The organism is Thalassococcus sp. (genome assembly GCF_982780845.1).
This window is the reverse complement of record NZ_CEYADA010000006.1, coordinates 104,781-127,861: the sequence shown is the minus strand read 5'-3', so window position 1 is coordinate 127,861 and position 23,081 is coordinate 104,781. Positions and strand designations below refer to the sequence as shown.

21 protein-coding genes are annotated in these 23,081 nt (G+C 57.7%); 8 read left to right on the top strand and 13 right to left on the bottom strand.

Translation table 11 applies throughout. From position 1 onward, the window contains the following. Nucleotides 1–3: 3 nt before the first annotated feature. Entirely contained in the window at nt 4–720 is a 717-nt protein-coding gene (locus AC4FIA_RS08715; protein WP_490365510.1) for an SIMPL domain-containing protein, read from the bottom strand. A 166-nt stretch (nt 721–886) separates the two neighbouring features. On the opposite strand from AC4FIA_RS08715, the gene AC4FIA_RS08710 reads away from it, so the two are divergent. Together AC4FIA_RS08710 and AC4FIA_RS08705 are read left to right on the top strand one after the other, a co-directional pair. Further along, on the top strand, nt 887–3,472 hold the full coding sequence (locus AC4FIA_RS08710; protein ID WP_490365509.1) for a hypothetical protein: 2,586 nt from the start codon (nt 887–889) through the stop codon (nt 3,470–3,472). Between the two features lie 110 nt (nt 3,473–3,582). Further along, complete coding sequence (locus tag AC4FIA_RS08705; protein ID WP_490365508.1) at nt 3,583–5,448, top strand: monovalent cation:proton antiporter-2 (CPA2) family protein; 1,866 nt, start codon at nt 3,583–3,585, stop codon at nt 5,446–5,448. 64 nt (nt 5,449–5,512) lie between these two features. On the opposite strand, the gene AC4FIA_RS08700 is transcribed toward AC4FIA_RS08705, so the two are convergent. The 5 genes from AC4FIA_RS08700 to AC4FIA_RS08680 form a co-directional block, all read right to left on the bottom strand. Then, entirely contained in the window at nt 5,513–6,022 is a 510-nt protein-coding gene (locus tag AC4FIA_RS08700) for a CarD family transcriptional regulator (protein WP_490365507.1), read from the bottom strand. 287 nt (nt 6,023–6,309) lie between these two features. Then, on the bottom strand, nt 6,310–6,648 hold the full coding sequence (gene fdxA, locus AC4FIA_RS08695; protein ID WP_103910159.1) for a ferredoxin FdxA: 339 nt from the start codon (nt 6,646–6,648) through the stop codon (nt 6,310–6,312). Between the two features lie 51 nt (nt 6,649–6,699). Next, complete coding sequence (locus AC4FIA_RS08690; RefSeq protein WP_103910160.1) at nt 6,700–7,080, bottom strand: RNA-binding S4 domain-containing protein; 381 nt, start codon at nt 7,078–7,080, stop codon at nt 6,700–6,702. Then, nucleotides 7,081–9,918, bottom strand: coding sequence for a helicase-related protein (locus AC4FIA_RS08685; protein ID WP_490365506.1), 2,838 nt, complete (start codon nt 9,916–9,918; stop codon nt 7,081–7,083). Between the two features lie 23 nt (nt 9,919–9,941). Continuing rightward, nucleotides 9,942–10,517, bottom strand: coding sequence for a tetratricopeptide repeat protein (locus AC4FIA_RS08680; RefSeq protein WP_490365505.1), 576 nt, complete (start codon nt 10,515–10,517; stop codon nt 9,942–9,944). A gap of 82 nt (nt 10,518–10,599) precedes the next feature. On the opposite strand from AC4FIA_RS08680, the gene AC4FIA_RS08675 reads away from it, so the two are divergent. The 6 genes from AC4FIA_RS08675 to AC4FIA_RS08650 all read left to right on the top strand — a co-directional run bounded on the left by AC4FIA_RS08675 (nt 10,600) and on the right by AC4FIA_RS08650 (nt 16,985). Continuing rightward, nucleotides 10,600–10,890 carry an SCP2 sterol-binding domain-containing protein gene (locus AC4FIA_RS08675; RefSeq protein WP_103910163.1) on the top strand — a complete coding sequence of 97 codons (291 nt, stop codon included), beginning with the start codon at nt 10,600–10,602 and terminating at the stop codon, nt 10,888–10,890. After that, complete coding sequence (locus AC4FIA_RS08670) at nt 10,890–11,852, top strand: alpha/beta fold hydrolase (protein WP_490365504.1); 963 nt, start codon at nt 10,890–10,892, stop codon at nt 11,850–11,852. Before AC4FIA_RS08675 ends, AC4FIA_RS08670 begins: the two co-directional genes overlap by 1 nt. A 40-nt stretch (nt 11,853–11,892) precedes the next feature. Then, nucleotides 11,893–12,900: a ligase-associated DNA damage response exonuclease gene (locus AC4FIA_RS08665; protein WP_490365503.1), complete on the top strand. Its 1,008-nt coding sequence runs from the start codon at nt 11,893–11,895 to the stop codon at nt 12,898–12,900. Then, nucleotides 12,897–14,489: an ATP-dependent DNA ligase gene (locus tag AC4FIA_RS08660; RefSeq protein ID WP_490365502.1), complete on the top strand. Its 1,593-nt coding sequence runs from the start codon at nt 12,897–12,899 to the stop codon at nt 14,487–14,489. The genes AC4FIA_RS08665 and AC4FIA_RS08660 overlap by 4 nt, the downstream gene beginning before the upstream one ends. A gap of 103 nt (nt 14,490–14,592) precedes the next feature. Continuing rightward, on the top strand, nt 14,593–16,407 hold the full coding sequence (locus AC4FIA_RS08655; protein ID WP_490365501.1) for a M3 family oligoendopeptidase: 1,815 nt from the start codon (nt 14,593–14,595) through the stop codon (nt 16,405–16,407). Nucleotides 16,408–16,469: 62 nt separating this feature from the next. Further along, nucleotides 16,470–16,985 (top strand): glutathione peroxidase, encoded by a 516-nt coding sequence (locus AC4FIA_RS08650; RefSeq protein WP_490365500.1) that lies wholly within the window; start codon nt 16,470–16,472, stop codon nt 16,983–16,985. A gap of 9 nt (nt 16,986–16,994) precedes the next feature. Here the strand turns inward: AC4FIA_RS08650 and AC4FIA_RS08645 are convergent, their stop codons facing one another. From AC4FIA_RS08645 to AC4FIA_RS08615, 7 genes are all read right to left on the bottom strand, one after another. After that, complete coding sequence (locus tag AC4FIA_RS08645; protein WP_490365499.1) at nt 16,995–17,300, bottom strand: DUF4389 domain-containing protein; 306 nt, start codon at nt 17,298–17,300, stop codon at nt 16,995–16,997. 176 nt (nt 17,301–17,476) lie between these two features. After that, complete coding sequence (locus AC4FIA_RS08640; protein ID WP_287474786.1) at nt 17,477–17,713, bottom strand: HP1242/YdcH family protein; 237 nt, start codon at nt 17,711–17,713, stop codon at nt 17,477–17,479. Nucleotides 17,714–17,810: 97 nt separating this feature from the next. Continuing rightward, nucleotides 17,811–18,464, bottom strand: a complete 654-nt coding sequence (locus AC4FIA_RS08635) for a thermonuclease family protein (protein WP_490365498.1) — start codon at nt 18,462–18,464, stop codon at nt 17,811–17,813. 54 nt (nt 18,465–18,518) lie between these two features. Further along, the gene (gene betA, locus AC4FIA_RS08630) at nt 18,519–20,159 is read right to left on the bottom strand and encodes a choline dehydrogenase (protein WP_490365497.1); all 1,641 of its coding nucleotides are present in this window, start codon (nt 20,157–20,159) and stop codon (nt 18,519–18,521) included. 32 nt (nt 20,160–20,191) lie between these two features. Further along, on the bottom strand, nt 20,192–21,655 hold the full coding sequence (betB, locus tag AC4FIA_RS08625) for a betaine-aldehyde dehydrogenase (RefSeq protein WP_490365496.1): 1,464 nt from the start codon (nt 21,653–21,655) through the stop codon (nt 20,192–20,194). Between the two features lie 205 nt (nt 21,656–21,860). After that, nucleotides 21,861–22,058 carry a hypothetical protein gene (locus tag AC4FIA_RS08620; protein ID WP_490365495.1) on the bottom strand — a complete coding sequence of 66 codons (198 nt, stop codon included), beginning with the start codon at nt 22,056–22,058 and terminating at the stop codon, nt 21,861–21,863. A gap of 108 nt (nt 22,059–22,166) precedes the next feature. Beyond that, the gene (locus AC4FIA_RS08615) at nt 22,167–23,078 is read right to left on the bottom strand and encodes a DMT family transporter (protein ID WP_490365494.1); all 912 of its coding nucleotides are present in this window, start codon (nt 23,076–23,078) and stop codon (nt 22,167–22,169) included. Nucleotides 23,079–23,081: the final 3 nt, after the last annotated feature.

Sequence of the window (23,081 nt, the reverse complement as noted above, 5' to 3'; positions counted from 1 at the left end):
GCCCTACTGTACGATCTCGAACACCATCGAAACGGATGCCGATAGCGCGCTTTCACCAGCCGCGATCGGCACCGAGTCAGCCGCCATTCGCATTTCAGCGACAGGCATGGGCACCGGACGATAACCGCCCTGTTCGCTCAGGCTAATGACACGGCCCAGTGTCACGCCGGCGGCTTCGGCGTACAACTCGGCTTTGGCACGGGCATCGGCAACTGCTTTGCGGCGGGCCTCGTCCATCATCGTATCGGTATCTTCGAAACCAAAGTTAAGGCCGTACATCTGGTTTGCTCCTTCGCCCGTTACGGCCCCCAGAACGGCGCCCAAACGATCAAGGTCACGAACGCGCACGGTGACACGGTTCGATGCCTCGAACCCGACGATCAAGGGCGCCTCATTGCCTGAGTTGTTCCGCGTATAAATCGGGTTCAACGACAGATCAGAGGTCTGGACGTCGCGCGCTTCGATGTCGAATTCTTCCAGCTTTGCCAGAATATCCGCCCCCACTGCCGATGTCTCGTCCAGCGCATCGCTGGCTGTTTCACCCTGCGCACGAACACCCAGCGTGATGGTCGCCATGTCAGGAACAGCAGTCGCGACGCCTTCACCTGATACGCTGAGCCGCGCGGCGATATCGTTTTCATCTGCGAAAACGGGGCTGTTCCACGCCAGAAATGGCAATGCAACAAGGGATACGACGGTCAATGCGCGTACAAGCTTCATATGAAGTCTCCAAAATATGTGACCTAAGCCGATCACGCCATCAACATGGCAAGCCACTTGAATGGCTTCAAGCGAGCGATATTTCGTCGGCAAACCTTTGCTTTATTGTGTGCTGACACGCAGTTGCGACTCCCCTCGGACAAACGCTGATGGTAAAGACACGTTCATGAAACCGGATTTTGCACTTAATCTGTCTTTTGACGGCATTACGCTTTTAAAGCGGGTTGCTGGCGGCTGGGCCGAGCTTGGCACAGCTGGCTTTGACGGCGACCTTGGCGCAGCGATGGCTGGGCTTCGCGAACAGGCTGACGCAACAGACAACAACGGCGTCGCGGTCAAACTGATCGTGCCGAATGACCAGATCAAATATCTGTCTATCCAAAGCGACGGCAACGTCGCTGACGCTCAGGTTGAAGCGGCCCTTGACGGCGCGACGCCCTATGCGGTGGACCAACTCGATTTTGACTGGGTCGAAAAATCCGGACAGGTCCAGATTGCAGCGGTCGCCCGTGACACATTGGAAGAGGCCGAAGCCTTTGCTGTAGAGCACGGATTTGCTCCGGCGTCCTTCGTGGCCGTCCCCCCCAACGGATCGTTCAACCGCGAAGTTTTCTTCGGCCAACCAGAAAGCTGGCGTGGCGCGGTTCAGACACCGGAAAAGCAAGCGATCAAGATCGTCCCGATGCCAGAGCCTGTACCAGAGCCCGAGATCGCGCCGGAACCCGAAGTGGTGGCGGCCCCGCAAACCGAACCCGAAGCAGAAGAGCCCGCGACCCAGACCGCACCGGAACCTGCTGATCCGGTTGCCGAGGTGTCGGCCCCTGAAACAATCGATGCCGTCGACGAAGCCACTGAAGAACCGGCTGCAAATGCGTCAGAAGAAGATCTGGCCCCGCAGGTCTTTTCCTCAATTCGCACGCCCGCACAACCAGCACCGCTGCGCGTGACCGACGGCCAAATCCCCGACGTGGCTGCCCCGAAACTCGGCGCGGCAACCCAGTCGACGGACACACCTGGCGCGGCCCCCAAGATCGAGACCAAGCTTTCGGCACCGGCGCGGATCACCCCGATCCCTGCAGCTATCAGCGCAGGTACGGCACCGCCGGTTGTTCCGGCATCGATCGACCGGCTGGACGCGCCCACGGAAAAGAAACTTGAAACAACGCCGGACGCGGCTGGCGAAAGCCTGTCCAAACCGCGCCCCGCACCTATAGAGCCTGCCGATGAAACGCCTCCCTCGAAGGGCTTTTTTACAAGGCGTTCCAAAACCACGCCTCCGCCCGAGGTCAACGCGCCCGCGTCCGTTGCCGTGGCAGACACCGCAACAGACATTCCGGCGGCGAAACCGTCTCGCAAAGACAAAAAGCAGAAAGCACGGATCGACGCGGACGAACGCCAGAAGATGACAATCTTCGGCGCACGCGAGGAAGAGGTAAAGGTTGGCGGCAAACCCCGCTTCCTTGGCCTGATGCTGACGACGCTTTTGTTGTTGTTCCTTGCTGGCGTGGCCGCTTGGGCTTCGGTTTTTCTTGACGACGGTCTGGCGCGTTTCTTCCGTAGCGACGACACGCAAGTGGCGGCCCTGCCCGACGTACCGCTGACAGAAGACGCCATTGATCTGCAGCAGGATACCCAACCGGCGGAAGAAGAGGTCATCGAACTGGCTGCGCTGACGCAGCCGGATGCGACCCTCACCGATCTATCACAGGAAAACGAAGAGCTACCCTCGGCCCTGTCGCAACCGATCGAAATGGTTCCGCTGACCGAGGAAGAGGCAGAGGCCACATATGCTGCAACCGGCATCTGGCTGCGCGGGCCCGCAATGCCGGCCCTGATCAGCACGCGGTCGGCGGACGACGTCTACGCACCCTCGATTGATCCCAACGTCGGACAATTCGATGCGGTCGCCCTGCCCGCCTCTGTCGCACAAGAGCCGCTGTCCTTTGACTCGCCCATGTCGCCCCTGCCTGCCGGGACTATTTTCGCCTTGGATCAGCGCGGGTTGGTGATCGCGACACTGGAAGGGTCATTAAATCCTGACGGGGTCCGCATCTTTTCCGGCAAACCTCCGGCTGTTCCGCCCATTCGTGGCGCAAATGGACAAATCCTCGTGCCTTCCACGCCTGACACAGGCGACACTGCGGCGGAAGGCACACAAGAAGCCGCGCTTGAACCTTTGACCGAAACTCTCAGACGCCTTCAGGGCCTTTCACCCGTCCGCCCTAATGCACGCCCGACAGACCTGATTGAACAGAACGAACGCGCCAACAACGCAGGCCGCACACTGTCCGAGCTGGCCAAACTGCGCCCCATGGCGCGCCCGAATTCCCCCCAGCAAGACGCCGAAGATGACATCACCGCAACCGAACAAGCGGTCGTCGCCTCGTTGCACCCGATGCCCCGCCCCCGCGACATCGCCTCGATCGTATCGAAATCCCAACGCACCGAACCGGAACCGCAACAAGTTGCCTCTGTTGCGCCGAAAACCGTTAAGCCTGTAGCACCTTCCAGCGGTTCAGTCGCCAAGGACGCGACCGTGAAAAACGCTTTGAACCTGCGCAAGATCAATCTGATCGGTGTTTACGGACAACCGTCCGACCGCCGCGCGCTGGTCCGTTTGTCCAACGGTGAATACAAAAAGGTCAAAGTCGGTGATCGGATCGATGGCGGACGCGTGTCGGCAATTGGCGAAAACCAACTGCGCTACACCAAGGGTGGCCGCAACATCACGCTCCAGATGCCGAAGGGCTGAGCATATCTTCGGCTCTCTGATCGTTCCTGCGCTGATTTAGCCACCGAAACGGCTTGCCTCTGGCCTGAAATTCTCCATCCTGAAACGAACTACGAAATTTCGGGCACGTGATGGAAACCTTCCTTTCTCAAGCATCTATTTACCTTCTGGCAGCACTGATCGCCGTACCGATCGCTTCGCGGCTGGGGCTGGGATCTGTCCTTGGCTATCTGGCGGCAGGCATCCTGATCGGACCGGTTTTCGGGCTGGTCACAGCATCTTCGGACCTACAGCACTTTGCCGAATTCGGTGTTGTGATGATGCTGTTCCTGATCGGGCTCGAGCTTGAACCCCGCACGCTCTGGGACATGCGCCATAAGCTGCTGGGCTTGGGGGGCTTACAGATCGTCCTGACCATGGCCGCGGTCACGGCCGCCAGCATGATGCTGGGACTGGCTTGGGAAACAGCGATTGCGGTGGGCATGATCCTCGCGCTGTCATCGACCGCGATTGTCCTTCAGACACTGACGGAAAAGGGCCTGATCCAGACTGCCGGTGGTAGATCGACCTTCTCGGTCCTTCTGACACAAGACATCGCCGTCATTCCCATGCTAGTACTGCTGCCCCTTCTCGCAGGTCCCACAGTCCTAAGCTTTGGTCCCGACGGGTCCATCTCCCGCGATCTCGAGGATGCAGCTCATCACAGCATGTCGCTGGTCGAAGGCCTGCCCGGCTGGGGTGTGGCACTGGTGACCTTGGGGGTGATCGGCGCCATTATTCTGGGGGGCGTTTACCTTGTCGGCCCCCTCTTCCGCTTTATTCACAGCGCCCACCTGCGCGAGATGTACACAGCCTTGGCCTTGTTGATCGTGATCGGCATCGCCTTTCTGATGATCCTTGTGGGGATTTCGCCCGCTTTGGGCACATTTCTGGCAGGCGTCGTTCTGGCGAACAGCGAATTCCGCCACGAACTGGAATCCGACATTCAACCGTTCAAAGGGCTTTTGCTGGGCCTGTTCTTTATCACGGTTGGTGCGGGCATCAGTTTTGAAACCCTCTTTGCCGATCCCCTGACACTGACGGCCCTTGCCCTTGGGCTGATGTTCCTCAAGGGCATCATCCTGTTCATTCTGGGCAAAGCGTTCGGCCTGAAAGACCGCGATGAATGGCTTTTTACTCTTGGCCTGGCGCAGGCGGGTGAATTCGGCTTTGTGCTGATCTCCTTCTCGCTCACTCAGGGCGTGTTGACGCCTGCGCTGTCGGAAATCCTGCTGTTGGTCATTGCCCTGTCGATGTTGCTGACACCGCTGTTCTTTATCTTCTTCGAGCTTCTGACGCGCAGCATGGGCGACACCGAAGAAACGCAGCCCCATGATGAAATCGACGACACCGCGCCTGTGATCATCGCTGGCGTGGGCCGCTTCGGCCAGATTGTGAACCGCATGGTGCAAAGCACCGGCTTTAAAACGGTGGTCATGGACCACAACATGCAAACCATTCAGTTGATGCGACGCTTCGGGTTCAAGGGATTCTTTGGCGATCCCACACGACCCGAGCTTTTGCATGCAGCGGGTCTGGACACCGCCAAGGTCCTTGTCGTCGCTCTGGACAGCCCGCAGTCGACAAACCGGCTGGTGGCCTATGCACGGAAAACCCGTGGCGACGACCTGCACATCATCGCCCGCGCCCGCAACCGCACCCACGTATACGAGCTCTATCAGGCCGGTGCGGATGACATCGTGCGAGAGATGTTTGACAGCTCGATCCGCGCGGGGCGCTATGTGCTCGAAAACATCGGCCTGACCGAATACGAGGCCGCCGAGGCGCAGAAGACCTTCTTCCACCACGACCGGATGACCGTTCGAGAACTGGCCAAGGTCTGGGATCCGAACATCGCACCCGAGGACAACCAAGCCTATATCGAACGCGCCAAAGAGCTCGAGAAAGACTTGGAAACCGCCCTTTTGTCGGCGCTGCACAGCACCTCGGCCAAATAGGTTACGGCGGAATCAAAAAAGGCCGCGCAGTCGCACGGCCTTTCCAATCGTATCGAAGTAAAGCTTACGCCGCGCGGGACACCAGTACGTCGTCCACCTGCTTTGCGGCTGCGACTTCGTCACCACCGGAAACAGCGGCTACTTCGCGTGTCAGACGCTCAAGCGCCGCTTCGTACAGCTGACGCTCGGAATAGCTCTGCTCGCGCTGATCGTCGGCGCGGTGCAGGTCGCGAACAACCTCAGCGATCGCGATCAGATCGCCCGAGTTGATTTTCTGTTCGTATTCCTGAGCACGACGCGACCACATTGCGCGCTTGACCTTGGCTTTGCCTTTCAACGTCTTCATCGCCGCGTTCACAACGTCGGGCGACGACAGGGACCGCATACCAATTTCGGTCGCTTTGTGCGTGGGCACACGCAGGGTCATTTTGTCTTTTTCAAAAGAGATAACAAACAGTTCCAGCGACATGCCGGCGACTTCCTGCTCTTCGATCGACACGATCTGTCCTACGCCATGCGCGGGGTATACAACGTAGTCGTTCGGGCGGAATTCGGACTTTTTTGTTTTGGTCATTCAGGCTTCCTCAGGTATCCACCTACGTCCTTAGACGACAACAAAGACGACCGGAAAACATAAATTTTCCGCCCGTCTGATTTCGGTTGTCAGATCAGTTGATCTCGGGTGCAGCTAACCCGTTCGTATGTGACAAAGGTGATTTCATATCCGTGGCAAAGTATACCACAAAATCAGCGCCTATGATAGCGGCAGCTAAAAAGGCAAAAAGCGCCAAGTATTCATAGCCTTACGCCAAAAGACGAAGGCTAATCCTGCCTGCTCGAAGCGTTTTGCCGAATCGGGTGTTAACCGCCTTCACCGGGTGCTTCAGAGAAGTATTTCTCAAGCTTGCCAGCTTCGCCGTCACGCTCTTCAGCTTCGGGCAGCGGGTCTTTCTTGGTGATAATAACGGGCCAGAGTTCCGAGTATTTACGGTTGAATTCTACCCACTTCTCGGCGTCCGCATCGGTGTCGGGGCGGATCGCGTCAGCGGGGCATTCCGGTTCGCAAACACCACAGTCGATACATTCGTCGGGATGAATGACCAGCATATTCTCGCCTTCGTAAAAGCAGTCTACTGGGCAAACTTCCACACAGTCGGTGTATTTACATGCGATGCAATTGTCATTGACGATGTAAGTCATTCTCTCGGGTCCGTCATTTTGTCTGAGAGACAGCTAGAACAAGCTGCCAGATCATTCAAGCGCATCACGGAGAGATTGATCAATAAGTCTACGGTCGCGCTTTGTAGGTCGCCCTTTGCCCTCATATTTAGGCGCTGCCGGTGCGCGCTCTTTGGGTTTTGGGGGATCCAGATCGTCGTACAACGCCTGCGCTTCGGGGGCTGGGCCGCGCCGTTCACCCAAGGCCACGACACGGATCACACGAACGTCTTTGGCTTGGGGAAAGGTAAGGACATCGCCTGCAGTCACCTGAACCGCGGGTTTGGCGATCGACAGGCTGTTCACCCGGACATGTCCGGATGAAACCACTTTGGCGGCAAGGCTGCGCGTCTTGAAGAAACGCGCATGCCAAAGCCATTTATCGATACGGATTTTGGCAGGTGTCTCGGACACTTAGCCCTTATCCTTCAGCCCCATAAGCGCTGCGGCAAATGGGTTATCGGGATCGATAGCCTTTTCCTTTTTCGGTGGGCGCGCCTCGAACTTGCGGCCGCCTTGCGCGTTGTCACGAGGACCACCACGCTTGCCGCCTTTCGGCTTGCCTTTGCCACCCTTACCCTTGTGGTCACCACGCGGTGCGTTCTGACCATCACGGCGGGCAATTCCACGCTTCTGGTTGCCACCCCAAGTGAAGGTGTAGAACACCTCCATTTCGGGGCCGCCGGTGTCGCCGTCAGGGGCTTCGCCGGTCGGAGTTTCCGCGGCTTCGAACTCGGGTGTGGGCTCTTGTGTCGCAGATGTGTCCGCTTCGGGCTGCGCAGGTGGGGCGTCTGCTTCTGCTGCAACATCCATCACCGGTGCATCCGCGTCGACCTCGGGGGCACCATCGGTGGAAACAACCGCATCAACCGGCTTCACCTTGGCGCGTTCGCCCTTTTCAGCGCGATAGCCCAGACCGCCCATCAGATCCGCGAACTGATCCAGTGTCAGGCCGGTGATCGACAGCATGTCAGCGGTGGCTTCAAAGCCCGCGCGGCTGTTTTCGCTACGCACCATATCAGCCAGACGCTCCAGCATATCGATACGGATCGCACGTGCACCAGCGGCGCGATAACCGGATACGGTGTGGTGTTCTGCAGGCGTGTCGGCCTGCGCAGGAACCGTTACCAGACCCGGAGGCGGCGCTTCAGGAAACACGTCCAAGCCATTGTTCAAAGACCACAAAACCAGACGCAGGCGCGTCGGAGCCGGTTTTAGAAGCAGCGGCATAAAGATGGTGAACTGGCCAAAGCGGATACCATGTTTGCGCAACGTGCCGCGCGCGTCCTGATCCAGCGCTTTCACATCATCAGCAACGTCGGCACGGGCCACAACGCCCATCGCTTCGACCATGCGATAACCAAAGCCCTTGGCCAGACCGGTCAGGGTTTCGTCACGCTGAATGTTCAGAAGAGGCTCGAACAGGCTGGCGACTTTGCGGTCGATGAAGTGCTGCAAACGGCGCTGGACCTTTTGCGCAACATCGGGACCAGCTTCGTCGTCGACAAAGGCCACCGCACGCGGTTTCAGAGGATCGTCGCCCTTTTCAAGCTTGCCCACCGCTTGGTCGCCCCACATCAGGCCACCCTGTTCGGTGAAATCGATCTCGGTATCCGGCGCGTTATAGAACCGGTCCGCCCGCAAATGGAAATGCGGCTGCAACGCCTGAACGGACGCGGCCTTCAGCGTCTTGGCTTCTTGTCCAGTGGCATCCTTATCCTGACGGAAACGGAACCCTTCCAGTTTACCGACGAATTCGCCTTCGACGGTCACTTCACCCTTGTCATTTACTTCGGCCAAGAGGGCCTCCTTCTGTTTCAATCGGCGCAACAGAACGCTGGTGCGCCGATCTACAAATCTTTGAGTCAAACGCTCGTGTAGTGCGTCCGACAGTCTGTCTTCTACAGCGCGGGTCGTGTCGCGCCAATGCATTTCGTCAGAAACCCAGCCATTCCTTTGCGCGACATATGTCCACGTTCGTATATAGCTCAGTCTTTTGGATAGGGTATCAATGTCCCCATCGGTACGATCAAGCCTGTTTACCTGTCGTGCGACAAAATCTTCGGGCAATGTGCCTCTTTCGTGCAGATGCCCATAGATAACGTCCAAAAGTGACGCGTGTTCCGCATGACTGATACCACGAAAATCAGGAACGCGGCAGACATCCCACAACAGCTTGACCGAAGGCGCAGAGCTGGCGCGCGCCCGAACCTCGGCCTGATTGGACAGCGCTTTCAGCGCCATCAAATCATCGGCTTCCCGCGCTTTGACCAGAAGTTCGTTTTTTGGGCTCGCTTCCAACGAACGGATCAGCGCATCGATGGTCCCGAAAGACAGATCGGCATTCCGCCAATTCAGCTTTTTGATTGGAGTAAAGCGGTGGTTGCAGATGGCATCGACCACATCTTCTGAAAGCGGCGGTGCTTCACCCGTAACCCCGAACGTCCCGTTGCTCATCCCCCTGCCCGCGCGCCCTGCGATCTGGGCCAGTTCGTTCGGCGCAAGGGGCCGCATCCGGCGACCATCGAACTTGGTCAGGGACGAAAATGCGACGTAATCGATATCAAGGTTCAGACCCATCCCGATGGCGTCGGTGGCCACCAGATAGTCGACCTCGCCATTCTGATAGAGCTCGACCTGAGCATTCCGAGTACGCGGGCTTAGCGCCCCCATTACGACCGCCGCACCGCCCTTTTGGCGACGAAGAAGCTCGGCTATCGCATATACATTATCAACCGAAAACCCGACGATTGCCGACCTTGCCTGTAACCTACTTATCTTTTTCGAACCAGTGTAGGTTAATTGGCTCATCCTGTCGCGACGCAGGAATTCGACACCTGGAACCAGCGCGCCAATGGGGCCACGCATGGTATCGGACCCCATGAACAGCGTCTCGCTCGTGCCGCGCATGCGCAGCAAACGGTCGGTAAAGACATGGCCACGCTCGGGGTCTGCGCAAAGCTGGATTTCGTCGATCGCGGCAAAGTCCGTGCCCATGCCTTCCGGCATCGCCTCGACCGTGCAGACCCAATATTTGGCGCGCGGCGGAACGATCCGTTCCTCGCCCGTTACCAGAGCGACTACAGACGGGCCCCGCGCCATGACGATCTTGTCATAGACCTCGCGTGCGAGCAGACGCAGCGGCAGCCCGATGATGCCGGTTTTGTGCGCCAGCATCCGTTCGATTGCGTAATGGGTTTTTCCGGTGTTGGTCGGGCCAAGGATGGCCGCGATCCGAGAGCGTTGCGCCATAAGGCTGGGGTTTCCTTGTCAGATTACAGCGTCGTTCCGCGCGAATGGGCCGCAAGACGATCACGTGCCTCTTCAACTTCCTTGTCAAACGGACGAACCGACAGCGCCTTATCGTAGGCATCGTATGCCCGCGCAGGATCACCGATTTGGTCAAAAACCGCGCCCAAGCCCCGCAGCGCGCCGAAGTGATCCGGATTAAGGGCTAGAGTACGCTCAAGCGCATACATCGTCGGCCCCACCATATCCGCATTAAAATAAGCCATAGCGAGCGTGTGCCAGCCTTCGGCAAAATCCGGCGCATGGTCCGTTAGTGCGGTCAAATGATCAATTGCCAGCTCGAAATCGTTCACAGCCAGCGCATCCCGCCCCCGTTTCAACAGAAAATCCATCGAAACCGAGCCCGATTTCGACCACTCAAGCTCAACCTCGCGCTCTAGTGAACGTGCAGAGTCAGCATCCGGCGCTTCTGCAAGCTGCCTGATCAGGTCGTCCGATCGTTCGGTTCCGACCTCGGCATATCCGGCTGCGGGTAAGAAATTCCCTACTCCGATCAAAAGTGCCGCGACGGTAGATTTGAAATTGACGCTTAAGGTGCTCATGGTACCCCAGAGTTTAGCGCACATCGCGGGAATGAAAAGCCGCGCTGTGCTTGCACAGTAAAAGAATGGAAGGACTGCGCACATGAGCACGATCGTAGACGAGGCAATCAAGGCCCTGAACGAAAAAATGGACGGCAACGGGTTCGACGGCAGCGCCAAGTTCGACATCGAAGGCGAAGGCAGCTTTGTCATCGACGGTGACGGCGCACGTGCCAGCGATGACGACGCCGACGTAACGCTCAGCGCAGATGCCGACACTTTCCGCGAAATCTTTGACGGCGAACTGGACCCAACAGCGGCCTTTATGGGCGGTCGCCTGACCATCGACGGCGACATGGGCACAGCGATGAAGCTGGCGCAGGTTCTTTCCTGATGGAAAAAGCGCCTTTTCTGACGGAACTCGCACATGCGCCCGACGGGTCTTGCGCCTACTGGATAAAAACGTCCGATGGTGTCCGCCTACGGGTCGGCCACTTTCCGTCAGAAGAGGCAAAAGGCACCGTTCTGCTTTTCCCGGGCAGAACGGAATACATTGAAAAATATGGGAAAACAGCAGCTGATTTGGCCGCTGCAGGCTACACAACGCTTGCCGTGGATTGGCGTGGCCAAGGTCTGGCAGATCGCCTTTTGGAAGACCCGATGCCCGGCCATGTGCATCAGTTTTCTGACTACCAACTTGATGTCGAGGCCGTCTTGGCCGCGGCTGAGGAACTGGACCTTCCACGCCCCTATCATCTGCTGGCTCATTCCATGGGTGGCTGCATCGGGTTGCGATCCCTGATCAATGGCCTGCCCGTGAATTCCGCCGTATTCTCGGGCCCGATGTGGGGCATTCAACTGACGACGCCCATGCGCTCTGCCGCTTGGGTGCTTAGTTGGGGTGGCAAGCAACTGGGCCTCGGGCACCTGAGCGTTCCCGGATCTCGTGGGGAAAGCTATGTGCTAGCCGCGGATTTCGAAGACAATCTGCTGACCACGGATCGCCAGATGTTCGATCTGATGCGATCACAACTGACGGCCAACCCTGATCTGGAACTGGGCGGCCCGTCTTTGCGCTGGCTGAACGAAGCGCTTCAGGAATGCCGCAAACTGGCATCGCAGGATTCGCCGGACATCCCCTGCCTGACGCTGCTGGGAACAAATGAACGTATCGTTGATGTTCCAAGGATCGAAAGCCGTATGGCGAAATGGCCGAACGGCGAACTTGTTCGCGTCACCGATGGCGAACACGAAGTGCTTATGGACAGCCCCGATACGCGCGATGCGCTGACAAAACGGATGGTTGCCCACTACGACGCCCATCAGGATACGCAACGCTTGGCAGCATCCGGCTGATATCACTGGCACAACGCGCCGCGTGTCCTATCTTTAGGGGATGAACGGCGCGCTGATTTTTACCGAAAAAGGCATCTATTGCCCCGCGGGTGATTTCTACATCGATCCGTGGCGTCCTGTGGACCGCGCGTTGATCACGCACGGCCACGCGGATCATGCGCGTTCGGGCCACCAGCGCTATCTGGCGACGCATCAGGCGCTGCCGGTGATGCACCACAGGTTAGGCGACATTCAAAGTCAGGGCATAGCCTATGGCGAAACGCAGAAGATCGGCGATGCGACTGTGTCGTTTCATCCGGCAGGGCATATTCCCGGATCAGCACAGATACGGGTCGAAGTCGGCGGCGAAATCTGGGTTGTCTCGGGCGACTATAAGGTCACCGATGACGGGTTGAGCGAACCTTTCGAACCGGTAAAATGCCACAGCTTTGTCACCGAAAGCACCTTTGGCCTGCCGGTTTTCACATGGCCGTCGCAAGCCGAGGTCACGAAGGACCTGAACCAATGGTGGGCCGACTGCGCGGCAGACGGGAAAACCGCGATTTTGGGGGCCTATTCGCTTGGCAAAGCGCAGCGCCTGATGAAGATGCTGGACCCGTCCATAGGCCCCATCATCACCCACACAGCCGTCGAGGCAACAAACGCGATTTTGCGCACCCAAGGGTACGCTTTGCCAGACACCATTGCGGTAACGCAGGACATTGACGCAAAGGCCCACAAAGGCGGTATCGTCATCGCGCCGCCAGCCGCGTTGGGGTCCAATTGGGCGAAAAAGTTCGGACCTGTTTCCAGCGGATTTGCCTCTGGCTGGATGCGGCTCCGCGGCATCCGTCGCAGGCGGGCCGCCGATCGCGGCTTTGTCATTTCAGATCACGCAGACTGGACCGGACTGCTAAGCGCGATCAAAAACACAGGCGCAGAAAAAATATATGTAACGCATGGTTACACGGATATATTCACGCAACACTTAAATAACATCGGATACAAGGCACAGGTTGTTCCGACCGAATTCGGCGACACCGATCAGGATAGCGAGGATGCCGCATGAAGGCCTTCGCAGACCTGTTTCAAGCCATCGATCAGTCCACAAAAACTTCGGTCAAGGTTGCGGCCCTGACGGACTATTTCCTGACCGCATCGGACGAGGACAAGCTCTGGACCATCGCCCTGTTTTCCGGCCGCCGCCCCAAGCGCGCCGTTACCACGACACAGTTGCGCGAATGGGCATCCGAGGTGGCCGACGTACCCCTGTGGCTGCTGGAAGAAAGCTATTCCATTGTGGGCGATCTGGCAGAAACCATCGCCCTAGTCCTGCCCCCACCACACACCCGCAGCAACCTGTCGCTGACCCAATGGATCGCGTTCTTGGGAGAGCTGGCAACGCTGGAACCGGAACAGCGGAAAGAGCGTATTCTTCAGGCATGGTCGCAGCTTGAACCAACCGAACGTTTTCTGTTCAACAAGCTTCTGACTGGCGGTTTCCGCATTGGGGTTAGCCAGAAACTGATGACCCGCGCCTTAGCCAAGGCCGTGGATCAGGATGAAGCAACGATTGCCCATCGCCTGATGGGCGGATGGACGCCCGAAACAGTCACATTCCAAAGCCTGATCCTAGACGACGATCCAACAGCCGACCTGTCGCGCCCCTACCCGTTTTATCTGGCCTATCAGCTGGAAAACGAACCCGAAGAACTCGGCCAACCGGAAAACTGGCAAGCGGAATGGAAATGGGATGGCATCCGCGGGCAACTGGTTCTGCGCGGTGGCCAGCATCACCTGTGGTCGCGCGGTGAGGAACTGATCACCGACCGCTTTCCGGAAATGGCCCGCAGCCTTGATTTCCTGCCAGATGGCACCGTGATTGACGGTGAAGTCGTTGCTTGGGACGGCACCCAGCCGATGGGCTTCAACACGCTGCAACAACGGATCGGGCGCAAAACCGTCCCCAAGAAGCTGTTGAAAGACGCCCCCGCGATTTTGCTGGCCTACGATCTGCTGGAACATGATGGACAGGATCTGCGCGACGCACCGCTGCGGGAACGTCGTGCACAGCTTGAAACCTTGATTGCGCCCCTACCCGACGACGCCCCCGTGCGCCTGTCGCCCGCATTGCATTTCAAAGACTGGCAAAGCCTGACCGACCAACGTGCCACAGCCCGCGATCACAAGGCAGAAGGGTTAATGCTGAAGAACCTCGACGCGCCCTACCTTGCGGGCCGGAAGAAAGGCGATTGGTGGAAGTGGAAGCTGGACCCGTTGACCATCGACGCAGTGATGATCTACGCCCAGCAAGGCCACGGCCGCCGCGCCAACCTGTTCACCGATTTCACCTTTGCCGTGCGGAACGGCGATGATCTTGTGCCCTTCACCAAGGCCTACTCTGGCTTGACCGATGCCGAATTTCGCAAAATAACCCAGTGGGTTAGAAAAAACACGATCCAACGGTTCGGCCCCGTCCGGCAGGTCACGCCACACCATGTGTTCGAAATTGCCTTTGAAGGCATCCAGAAAAGCCCGCGCCACAAATCAGGCGTGGCCCTGCGCTTTCCCCGTATGAGCCGCTGGCGCCACGACAAACCCATGTCCGAGGCCAACACGCTGGATGACCTGAACGCCATGCTGGAAACCTACGGCTAAGGCAAAGAGTTAACGTCCGTAGGGCAAAACACCCCCTGCGCCCCTTGAACCTGCCCGCCGCACAGGCCACTTTCAGACCCAACGCATAATAAGGAGCCCCCGCATGACCATCCGCCCCGTTTTCGACGCCAATGCCTCTGCCGGAGGAAAGGATTTGGGCGATTTGCCAGAGTGGGATCTGAGCGATCTGTATCCGTCCGAAGACGCGCCGGAACTCAAGCGCGATCTGGATTGGCTGGAACAGGCCTGTGCCTCGTTCGCGGAAGATTACGAAGGCAAAATCGCCGATCAGGACGCCGCGGGTTTTCTGGAAATGGTCCAGCGCCACGAAAAGATCGAGGGCATCGCCGGTCGCATCATGTCGTTCGCCGGTTTGCGCTATTACCAGCTGACCACAGACTCTTCGCGCACGAAATTCCTGTCCGACATGCAGGAAAAGATCACGCAATACACCACACCGCTTGTGTTCTTTACACTGGAACTGAACCGCGTGGCGGACGACGATTACAACGCGCTTTTCAAAACAAGCGACGAACTGGCCCGCTACAAGCCCGCCTTTGACCGCGTTCGTGCAATGAAACCCTACCAACTCTCTGACGAGATGGAGAAATTCCTGCACGACATGGGCGTTGTGGGTGACGCGTGGGAACGTCTGTTCGACGAAACAATCGCGGGCCTGACTTTTGACATCGACGGCGAAGAGCTGAACATCGAAGCGACGCTGAACCTGTTGACCGAACAGGATCGCGACCAGCGCGAAAAAGCGGCCCATGAACTGGCCCGCGTCTTTGGCGAAAACATCCGCACCTTTGCCCGCGTCCACAACACGCAGGCCAAAGAAAAAGAGATCATGGATCGCTGGCGCGGGATGCCTACGCCGCAAACCGGCCGCCATCTGTCGAACGATGTCGAACCCGAGGTCGTTGAGGCCCTGCGTAACGCTGTCGTCGCGGCTTACCCCCGCCTGTCGCACCGCTATTACGAGCTTAAGCGCAAGTGGCTGGGTCTGGACGTGATGCAGGTCTGGGACCGCAATGCGCCCCTGCCGATGGAAAGCACACGGATCGTCGGCTGGGATGAAGCCCGCGATATGGTGATGTCCGCCTACGGCAGCTTTGACCCGCGCATGGCCGATCTGGCAGAGCCTTTCTTTACCAAGGGTTGGATCGATGCCGGCGTGAAACCTGGCAAAGCGCCCGGTGCGTTCGCCCATCCGACCGTCACGGACGTGCATCCTTACGTGATGCTGAACTACCTAGGAAAACCGCGCGATGTGATGACTTTGGCCCACGAACTGGGCCACGGCGTGCATCAGGTTCTGGCCGCCGATCAGGGCGAAATGCTGTCTTCTACCCCGCTGACACTGGCGGAAACGGCCTCGGTCTTCGGTGAAATGCTGACGTTCCGCCAGATGCTGGCCGGAGCCAAGGATCAGGCCGAACGCAAGGTTCTTTTGGCTGGCAAGGTCGAGGACATGATCAACACGGTCGTCCGCCAGATCGCGTTCTACGATTTCGAATGCAAACTGCACGACGCCCGTCGCGGCGGCGAACTGACACCCGACGACATCAACGCGCTGTGGATGTCCGTGCAGGCCGAAAGCCTTGGTTCTGCGTTCGAATTCATGCCAGGGTATGAAACCTTCTGGGCTTACATCCCGCACTTTGTGCATTCGCCCTTCTACGTCTACGCCTATGCCTTTGGCGATGGCCTCGTGAACGCACTTTATGCGAACTACGAAGAGAACCCCGAAGGCTTCCAAGACCGCTACTTTGACATGCTGAAGGCAGGCGGCTCCAAGCACCACAAGGCGCTGCTGGAACCCTTCGGACTGGACGCGACAGATCCGGCCTTCTGGGATAAGGGCCTGTCGATGATCGAGGGCTTCATCGACGAACTGGAAGCGATGGAAGACTGATCCAAGCTATCCGGCATTGACTAAATTCCTTGGGCGCTAGGTTGCGTCCAAGGAGGCCTTCAATGCATAAACTTCTAAGTATTCTTTTAATCATTCTTGCCTTGCCTGCACTCGCGGCAGAACGATTTGTTTTTCCGTCCATCGATGGAGGCGACATCGATCTGGCTGATTATGCAGGTCGTCCGGTCCTTGTGGTCAACACAGCCTCTCGCTGCGCGTTCACACCACAATACGATGCGCTTCAGCTGCTCTTCGATCAGTATCGTGATCAGGGTCTGGTCGTGCTGGCTGTCCCCAGCAATGATTTCCGGCAGGAATTGAAAACTGCCGAGCAGGTCAAAGACTTCTGCGAATTGAACTTTGATCTTGATATGCCGATGACCGACATCACCCATGTTCGGGGCGATCAGGCGCATCCGTTTTTTAAATGGGTCAAAAGTGAAACCGGGTTCGAGCCCGCTTGGAATTTCAACAAAATTCTGATCGGCCCCGATGGCGCCGTGGTCGGGACATTCGGATCAATGACCCGACCACTCGCTAAACCCATCACCGACCTGATCGAAGCCGGCCTGTCCTGATCTGTTGGCTCAGTCCAGTTCGGTCCACGGCCAAGGTTTCACATCGGAAGCGCCCGTTTGATACCGGGCGGCCTTGGCCATCCAGACACCCAAGTCCGTGCCGAATTCAGCCAACCGTTCGTTCGGCTTGTTATTGCTCACCAGCATGATGGCCAATTGAATAATTGTTGCGACCGTCAGAACGGTTTGCGCCAAACTTAGCATCAACCACAAAAGCAGCATATACAGAACGCGGCTACCCATGCCGTCGGCTTTAACTTCGGGCTGTTCTCCGTAGACGCGCCCGTCGATTTTGTCGTCATCGTTGTAAGTCATTTTGCGATCTCAATTCTGTAAAAGAATGCCTGTAACGCTACTTCCTTTCCCGCAATTTCGCCACAGAAAGCTATCAATACGACTACAAATGCCCTCAGTTGCATTAATATCTGCTCAAAAAAAACCCGCGCCTGAATTATCAGACGCGGGTTTTTCAAAGACCTTAGAGGGGGAAGTTAGGCCTTTAGAAGGTTGTAGATTTCATCTTTCAGCGCAGCGCGTTGTTTGCGCAGCTGATCTTCGGCCAACTGCTCCATCGGTTCGACGTTCGTTTCAGCACGGTGCACCTGACGGTTCACTTCGTGGTACGTGTCAGCCAGTTTCGCAAAATGCGCGTCAGACTGTTTCAGCGTGCTCATTTTGTCAGCGAATTCCGGGAATTCAGCGGCGAGTTCATGCGGCGTGTTGGACACCTGCGTCTCCTATTCTCAACTTGTTCGAGAGGAAGATCGCACGTCAGGCCGCACGGGTGTTTGATCCCGATCAAATTGCGCGAAAAACTTTGAAAATTTATCGCGCAGCCCTGCGCCACCCTGCAGATTGTGCTTCGGCCTCTGAACAGAACCAGCGTTCACCTTTGCGCTCGGATATCTGGGTGCTGGCGTAATCCGACTGTCCGGGCATGTGATAGATCCGCGTGCCCTTGCTGCTGATATTGCCCTTGATCACACAATTTGCCTGCGGCGCAATTTGTACCGACACCGCCCGCTTTTCTGCGCGATACTCAGAAGGAGACTGGACCTCGCTTGCATGAAGCCCGCGCCCGGCGACAAGCGCTTCTTTTTCCGTGGCGACGTAATCCTGCCCGTAACGAGGGAAGGAAAAAATCAGCCCGTCAGAAACAAGCCATTGCCCCAGATCACGGCCCTGCACCTCGCATTTGGCAACGGTGCGATCATACCGGTCCACGGTCACCGCATAGCAACTGGCGCGCTTGCCCTGCACCCTTTTGCGCACCTCGTCAGTCACCCACTGTCCGCAGGCCCATTCTGCCCCGTCCGAACGTTTACAGGTCTGATCAAACTCGGGCGCATCGACGGCATGAAGCCTGACGCGCACCGATCCGACATCAAAGGTATCTCCGTCGATCACATTGATACGACCGTAAAAATCGGCGTGCGCGATTGAGGCGGAGAACAAGAGCGGAAGGACGAATTTCAACATGGCGTTAACATCTGTTAACGCCATGGCGAGTTCAACGGAATTAGTTAACCTTCATTAACGCTGAGCGGTTTTCCACTCGGGGTGCACCCAAGGCTCAGCGTTCTCGGATGGCAACCTGCGATCCAGCACATGATCGGCGATCTTTTCGCCCACCATGATCGACGGCGCGTTCAGATTACCGTTGGTGATCCGCGGGAAGATCGAACTGTCGGCAACCCGCAGACCTTCGACGCCAATCACACGGCCCTCGGGATCGACCACAGCCATCGGATCGTCTACACGGCCCATGCGGCAGGTTCCACAGGGATGATAGGCGCTTTCGGCGTGTTCACGAATGAATGCATCCAGTTCGTCATCGGTTTGCACATCGGCACCGGGCTGGATTTCGTGTTTGACGAATGGCTGGAACGCGTCTTGTTCAAAAATTTCACGCGTCAGACGGATGCAGCGACGGAAGTCTTCCCAGTCTTTTTCTTCGCTCATGTAATTGAAGAAAATCCGCGGCGCGTCCTTCGGATCAGAGGACCGCAGAGTGACCTCGCCGCGTGACGGCGACCGCATGGGTCCGACATGGGCTTGGAACCCGTGGCCTTCGGCTGCGGCCTTACCGTCATAACGCACGGCGATCGGGATAAAGTGATACTGGATGTCCGGATAATCCACGCCAGCCTGCGACCGGATGAACGCACAGCTTTCAAACTGGTTCGATGCGCCAGGGCCGTCTTTGAACAGCAGCCAGCGCGCACCGACATAGGCCTTGCCCAGCAGGTTCCAGTATTTGAACAGGCTGACGGGCTGGCTTGCCGCCATCTGGATATAAAGCTCTAGATGGTCTTGAAGGTTCTGACCAACGCCTGCGCGATCCGCGACCACGTCGATCCCATGTTCGGCCAGATGCTTCGCAGGGCCAATGCCCGACAGCATCAAAAGTTTGGGCGAATTCAGCGCTGAGGCCGCGATGATCACTTCGGCCCGCGCTTTCAGAACCTCGATCCGGCCATTGAGTTCCACCTCAACGCCTGTGGCACGGCCGTTCTCCATCACCACACGGCGCGCAAAGGCACGGATCACCTGCGCGCCCAGCTTTTCCGCCGGACGCAGATAGGCGGTCGCAGCGGACCAGCGGCGACCTTTGAAAATCGTCGCCTCCATCGGGCCAAAGCCCTCTTGCTTTTCGCCGTTGTAATCGTCGGTCGCCTCGTATCCGGCCTGAATGCCAGCCTCGACAAAGGCCTGCGTCAGCGGGTTGTCGCGCTTGCCTCGGGACACATGCAGGGGGCCATCTGTGCCGCGCCAACCATCCTGCCCGCCATGCGATTGCTCCATGCGTTTGAAGTATGGCAGCACGTCAGCATAGCCCCAGCCATCCGCCCCCTGATCACGCCAGTGATCAAAGTCATGGGCGTGACCGCGCACATAGACCATCCCGTTGATCGAGGATGATCCACCCATCACCTTGCCGCGCGGCGTCGCCAGACGACGACCGCCCAGATGCGGTTCGGGCTCGGATTGATAGCCCCAGTCGTAGACCTTCATGTTCATCGGATAGCTTAGCGCACCGGGCATCTGGATGAACGGGCCACCGTCCCAACCGCCGTGTTCGATGACGATCACGGATTTTCCCGCCTCGGCAAGGCGATAGGTCATGGCGCAGCCACCGCTGCCCGCACCGATAACGAGGTAATCAGCTTCCATCTTGGCTCTCACTTATTAGCAGGCGCTGCGTCTCAGAACGGCGCTTCGACGCGGCCCATACGGACGTAGACGGACTTCATCTGGGAATAATGCTCGATCGCCGCCTTGGCGTTTTCGCGGCCCACACCAGACATCTTCACACCGCCAAAGGGCACCTCGACCGGCGCATCGTTGTAAGAGTTGATAAAGCACGTACCTGCCTGCAACTGACCGACGACGCGGTGAGCGCGGCTGACGTCACGGGTGAAGACACCGGCAGACAGCCCGAATTCAGTGTCGTTCGCACGCGCGATGACCTCGTCTTCATCGCTGAATTCGAACACCGACAGAACCGGGCCAAAGATTTCTTCGCGCGCGATGGTCATGCCGTCGGTCACACCGTCGAACACCGCAGGCGTGATCCAGAAGCCGTCCTGTTCCAGACGTTCCCCACCTGTCACCAGCTTGGCGCCTTCGTCCTGACCTTTGGCGATATAGCCTTCGACGATTTCAAGCTGGCGCGCGCTGACCATCGGGCCAAAGTTGGTTGCCTCATCTTGCGGGTCGCCCATAACGACGCCTTTCAAGCGTTCGGCCAGACGTTCAACGAACTTCTGCTTGATTCCGCTTTGCACAAATACCCGCGTGCCATTCGAACAAATCTGGCCAGTCGAGTAAAAATTGCCAAGGATCGCACCGCCAACGGCGTCTTCGACATCTGCATCATCAAAGATGATCAGGGGGGATTTGCCGCCCAATTCCATTGTCACGTGCTTCAGGCCCGCAGCGGCAGCAGCGTAAACCTTGGCGCCTGTGGGAACCGAGCCGGTCAAGGACACCTTGGCCACATCTGGATGCGTCGTCAGAGCGGCACCTACCGGCCCCATACCCTGCACCACATTGAACAGACCAGCGGGCAAGCCAGCCTCGACCAGAATTTCCGCAACCTTCAGAGCGCAGAGCGGCGTGGTTTCGGATGGCTTAAAGATCATCGCGTTGCCACAAGCCAGCGCAGGGGCGGCTTTCCAGCAGGCGATCTGTGTCGGGTAGTTCCACGCGCCGATACCGACGCAAACCCCCAAAGGTTCGCGCACGGTGTAGGCCCAATCCTCGCCCAGCGGGATATGTTCGCCGGTCAAACCGGCCGCAATGCCCCCGAAATATTCCAGCGCGTCCGCAGCCGAGGTCGCGTCCGCCACCAGCGTTTCCTGCAGCGGTTTTCCGGTGTCGTAGGTTTCCAGAACAGACAGCGCGTGATTGCGTTCGCGGATCAGATGCGCCGCCTTTGTCAGAATGCGGCCCCGATCGCGCGGCGACACCTTCGCCCATTCCGCCTGTGCACGTTTTGCGCTGTCGATGGCTTTGGCAATGACGTCATCAGTTGCGGCATGCACCTTGGCAATCACCTTGCCCGTGGCAGCATAGGTCACGTCGATCACATCGCCGTTCGTATCCTCAAGATACACACCATCGACGAAATGGCTGGAAGTGGGCTGGGTTTCATAGAGATCGGTCATCTTGTCCCCTCGCGAAAAGGCTAAGCCGCCCGTTCAGAAAGTTGCAGAACTCAACGCAGCCAGTGTGCACTCAAGGCACACGGATGGCCGCTATTTGGACAGACCCTAGGTGAATCTGATTGACTCGTCAATCAATGTTGAGATCAGGCAAAAGAAAACCCGGCAGACGATCTGCCGGGTTAACGTACTTCGCAAAGCATAAAGCTTATTCCTCGATGGTTCCGATAATTTGGTTCTTTGGTAGTTGCGCGACCTCGAACCCGTGGTCGGTTTTCCGGACGTTGTACCCATAACCCCGCATACGGAAACGCCACTCTGCCTCGGAAAGAACTTTGTCGCGTTCACGCAGCAGGAAACTGCGCACCTCGCCAAAGCTGTCTGTCATGTGGGTGTCTGTAAACATCTCGCACTCCTTGTTACCCATTCCACAGGCTTCAAGATCAGCGCCAATTGCGGCAAGTTTGCGAAAACTTCCTGCCTATTTTCTGATTTCGCAACAATCAGGGGTAACTCAACCCTTTGTTGCATTCACTAGCGGCGTTACAGAACGCTTCTTCGCGCGCGCCTCGCGCCAGGTGATAAAACTGACCGCAGCCATGATCACCGCACCACCCGCAATGACAAAGCTATCCGGTGGTTCAGCAAAGAAAACAGCGCCAATCAATACCGACCAGACAAGCTGCAGGAATGTTACGGGCTGTGTGACGGATACAGGGGCCGCCGCAAAGGCGCGTGTCATCGTGTAGTGGCCGACGGTGGCGAACAAAGCAACGCCGAACAATATGAAAACTTGTGTAAAATTGGGGGTAATCCAGTCCATCAACGCCAAAGGCAACAGTCCGATCGGCACCGTGATCGATAGCATGGCAACGACCATCTTTGCGTCCAGCTCATCCGACACGACCTTGGCGATCAGGTAAGACGCCGAAAACATCGTTGCCGTCCCCAACATCGCAAGATGCCCCGGATCCAACACACGAAACCCCGGCCTAAGGATCAGTGCCGCCCCGGCAAGCGCCGCCACGATTGCAAGTATTCGGCGAATAGCCAGCTTTTCCCCAAGGAAAAACGCGGCCAAAATCGTGACGAAAACCGGTGTCAGATAGTTCATCGCCGTTACTTCGGCGATCGGAATGCGGGACATTGCGAAAAACCAGAAGGCCACGCCGACCGCGTGAACAGCGCCTCTGATTCCGAACAAACCCAGCTGGCGCTTGGTCAAACGGGTCTGAACCAGCTCGCGCCAGATCGGCAAAAGAAACACCAAACCCAGCACGTAGCGCAGGAACGCGCTCTGCGCGGCGGGCACCGATCCGCCCAGTGTTTTAACCAGAGCCGTGACCATAACAAAGCAAATGCCTGTCATGACCATCCAGAGGATGCCTGCAATTGGGCTTTTGCTGTTCATATCGGGCTTGGTCATGGT

Coding starts and splice junctions, on each gene's coding strand:
- AC4FIA_RS08700 (WP_490365507.1), bottom strand. CDS start 6,022: ATGACCAAAACAAAAAAGTCCGAATTCCGCCCGAACGACTACGTTGTA.
- AC4FIA_RS08665 (WP_490365503.1), top strand. CDS start 11,893: ATGAACGGCGCGCTGATTTTTACCGAAAAAGGCATCTATTGCCCCGCG.
- AC4FIA_RS08710 (WP_490365509.1), top strand. CDS start 887: ATGAAACCGGATTTTGCACTTAATCTGTCTTTTGACGGCATTACGCTT.
- AC4FIA_RS08675 (WP_103910163.1), top strand. CDS start 10,600: ATGAGCACGATCGTAGACGAGGCAATCAAGGCCCTGAACGAAAAAATG.
- betA (WP_490365497.1), bottom strand. CDS start 20,159: ATGGAAGCTGATTACCTCGTTATCGGTGCGGGCAGCGGTGGCTGCGCC.
- AC4FIA_RS08615 (WP_490365494.1), bottom strand. CDS start 23,078: ATGACCAAGCCCGATATGAACAGCAAAAGCCCAATTGCAGGCATCCTC.
- AC4FIA_RS08655 (WP_490365501.1), top strand. CDS start 14,593: ATGACCATCCGCCCCGTTTTCGACGCCAATGCCTCTGCCGGAGGAAAG.
- AC4FIA_RS08705 (WP_490365508.1), top strand. CDS start 3,583: ATGGAAACCTTCCTTTCTCAAGCATCTATTTACCTTCTGGCAGCACTG.
- AC4FIA_RS08660 (WP_490365502.1), top strand. CDS start 12,897: ATGAAGGCCTTCGCAGACCTGTTTCAAGCCATCGATCAGTCCACAAAA.
- AC4FIA_RS08650 (WP_490365500.1), top strand. CDS start 16,470: ATGCATAAACTTCTAAGTATTCTTTTAATCATTCTTGCCTTGCCTGCA.
- betB (WP_490365496.1), bottom strand. CDS start 21,655: ATGACCGATCTCTATGAAACCCAGCCCACTTCCAGCCATTTCGTCGAT.
- fdxA (WP_103910159.1), bottom strand. CDS start 6,648: ATGACTTACATCGTCAATGACAATTGCATCGCATGTAAATACACCGAC.
- AC4FIA_RS08635 (WP_490365498.1), bottom strand. CDS start 18,464: ATGTTGAAATTCGTCCTTCCGCTCTTGTTCTCCGCCTCAATCGCGCAC.
- AC4FIA_RS08670 (WP_490365504.1), top strand. CDS start 10,890: ATGGAAAAAGCGCCTTTTCTGACGGAACTCGCACATGCGCCCGACGGG.
- AC4FIA_RS08620 (WP_490365495.1), bottom strand. CDS start 22,058: ATGTTTACAGACACCCACATGACAGACAGCTTTGGCGAGGTGCGCAGT.
- AC4FIA_RS08645 (WP_490365499.1), bottom strand. CDS start 17,300: ATGACTTACAACGATGACGACAAAATCGACGGGCGCGTCTACGGAGAA.
- AC4FIA_RS08685 (WP_490365506.1), bottom strand. CDS start 9,918: ATGGCGCAACGCTCTCGGATCGCGGCCATCCTTGGCCCGACCAACACC.
- AC4FIA_RS08680 (WP_490365505.1), bottom strand. CDS start 10,517: ATGAGCACCTTAAGCGTCAATTTCAAATCTACCGTCGCGGCACTTTTG.
- AC4FIA_RS08715 (WP_490365510.1), bottom strand. CDS start 720: ATGAAGCTTGTACGCGCATTGACCGTCGTATCCCTTGTTGCATTGCCA.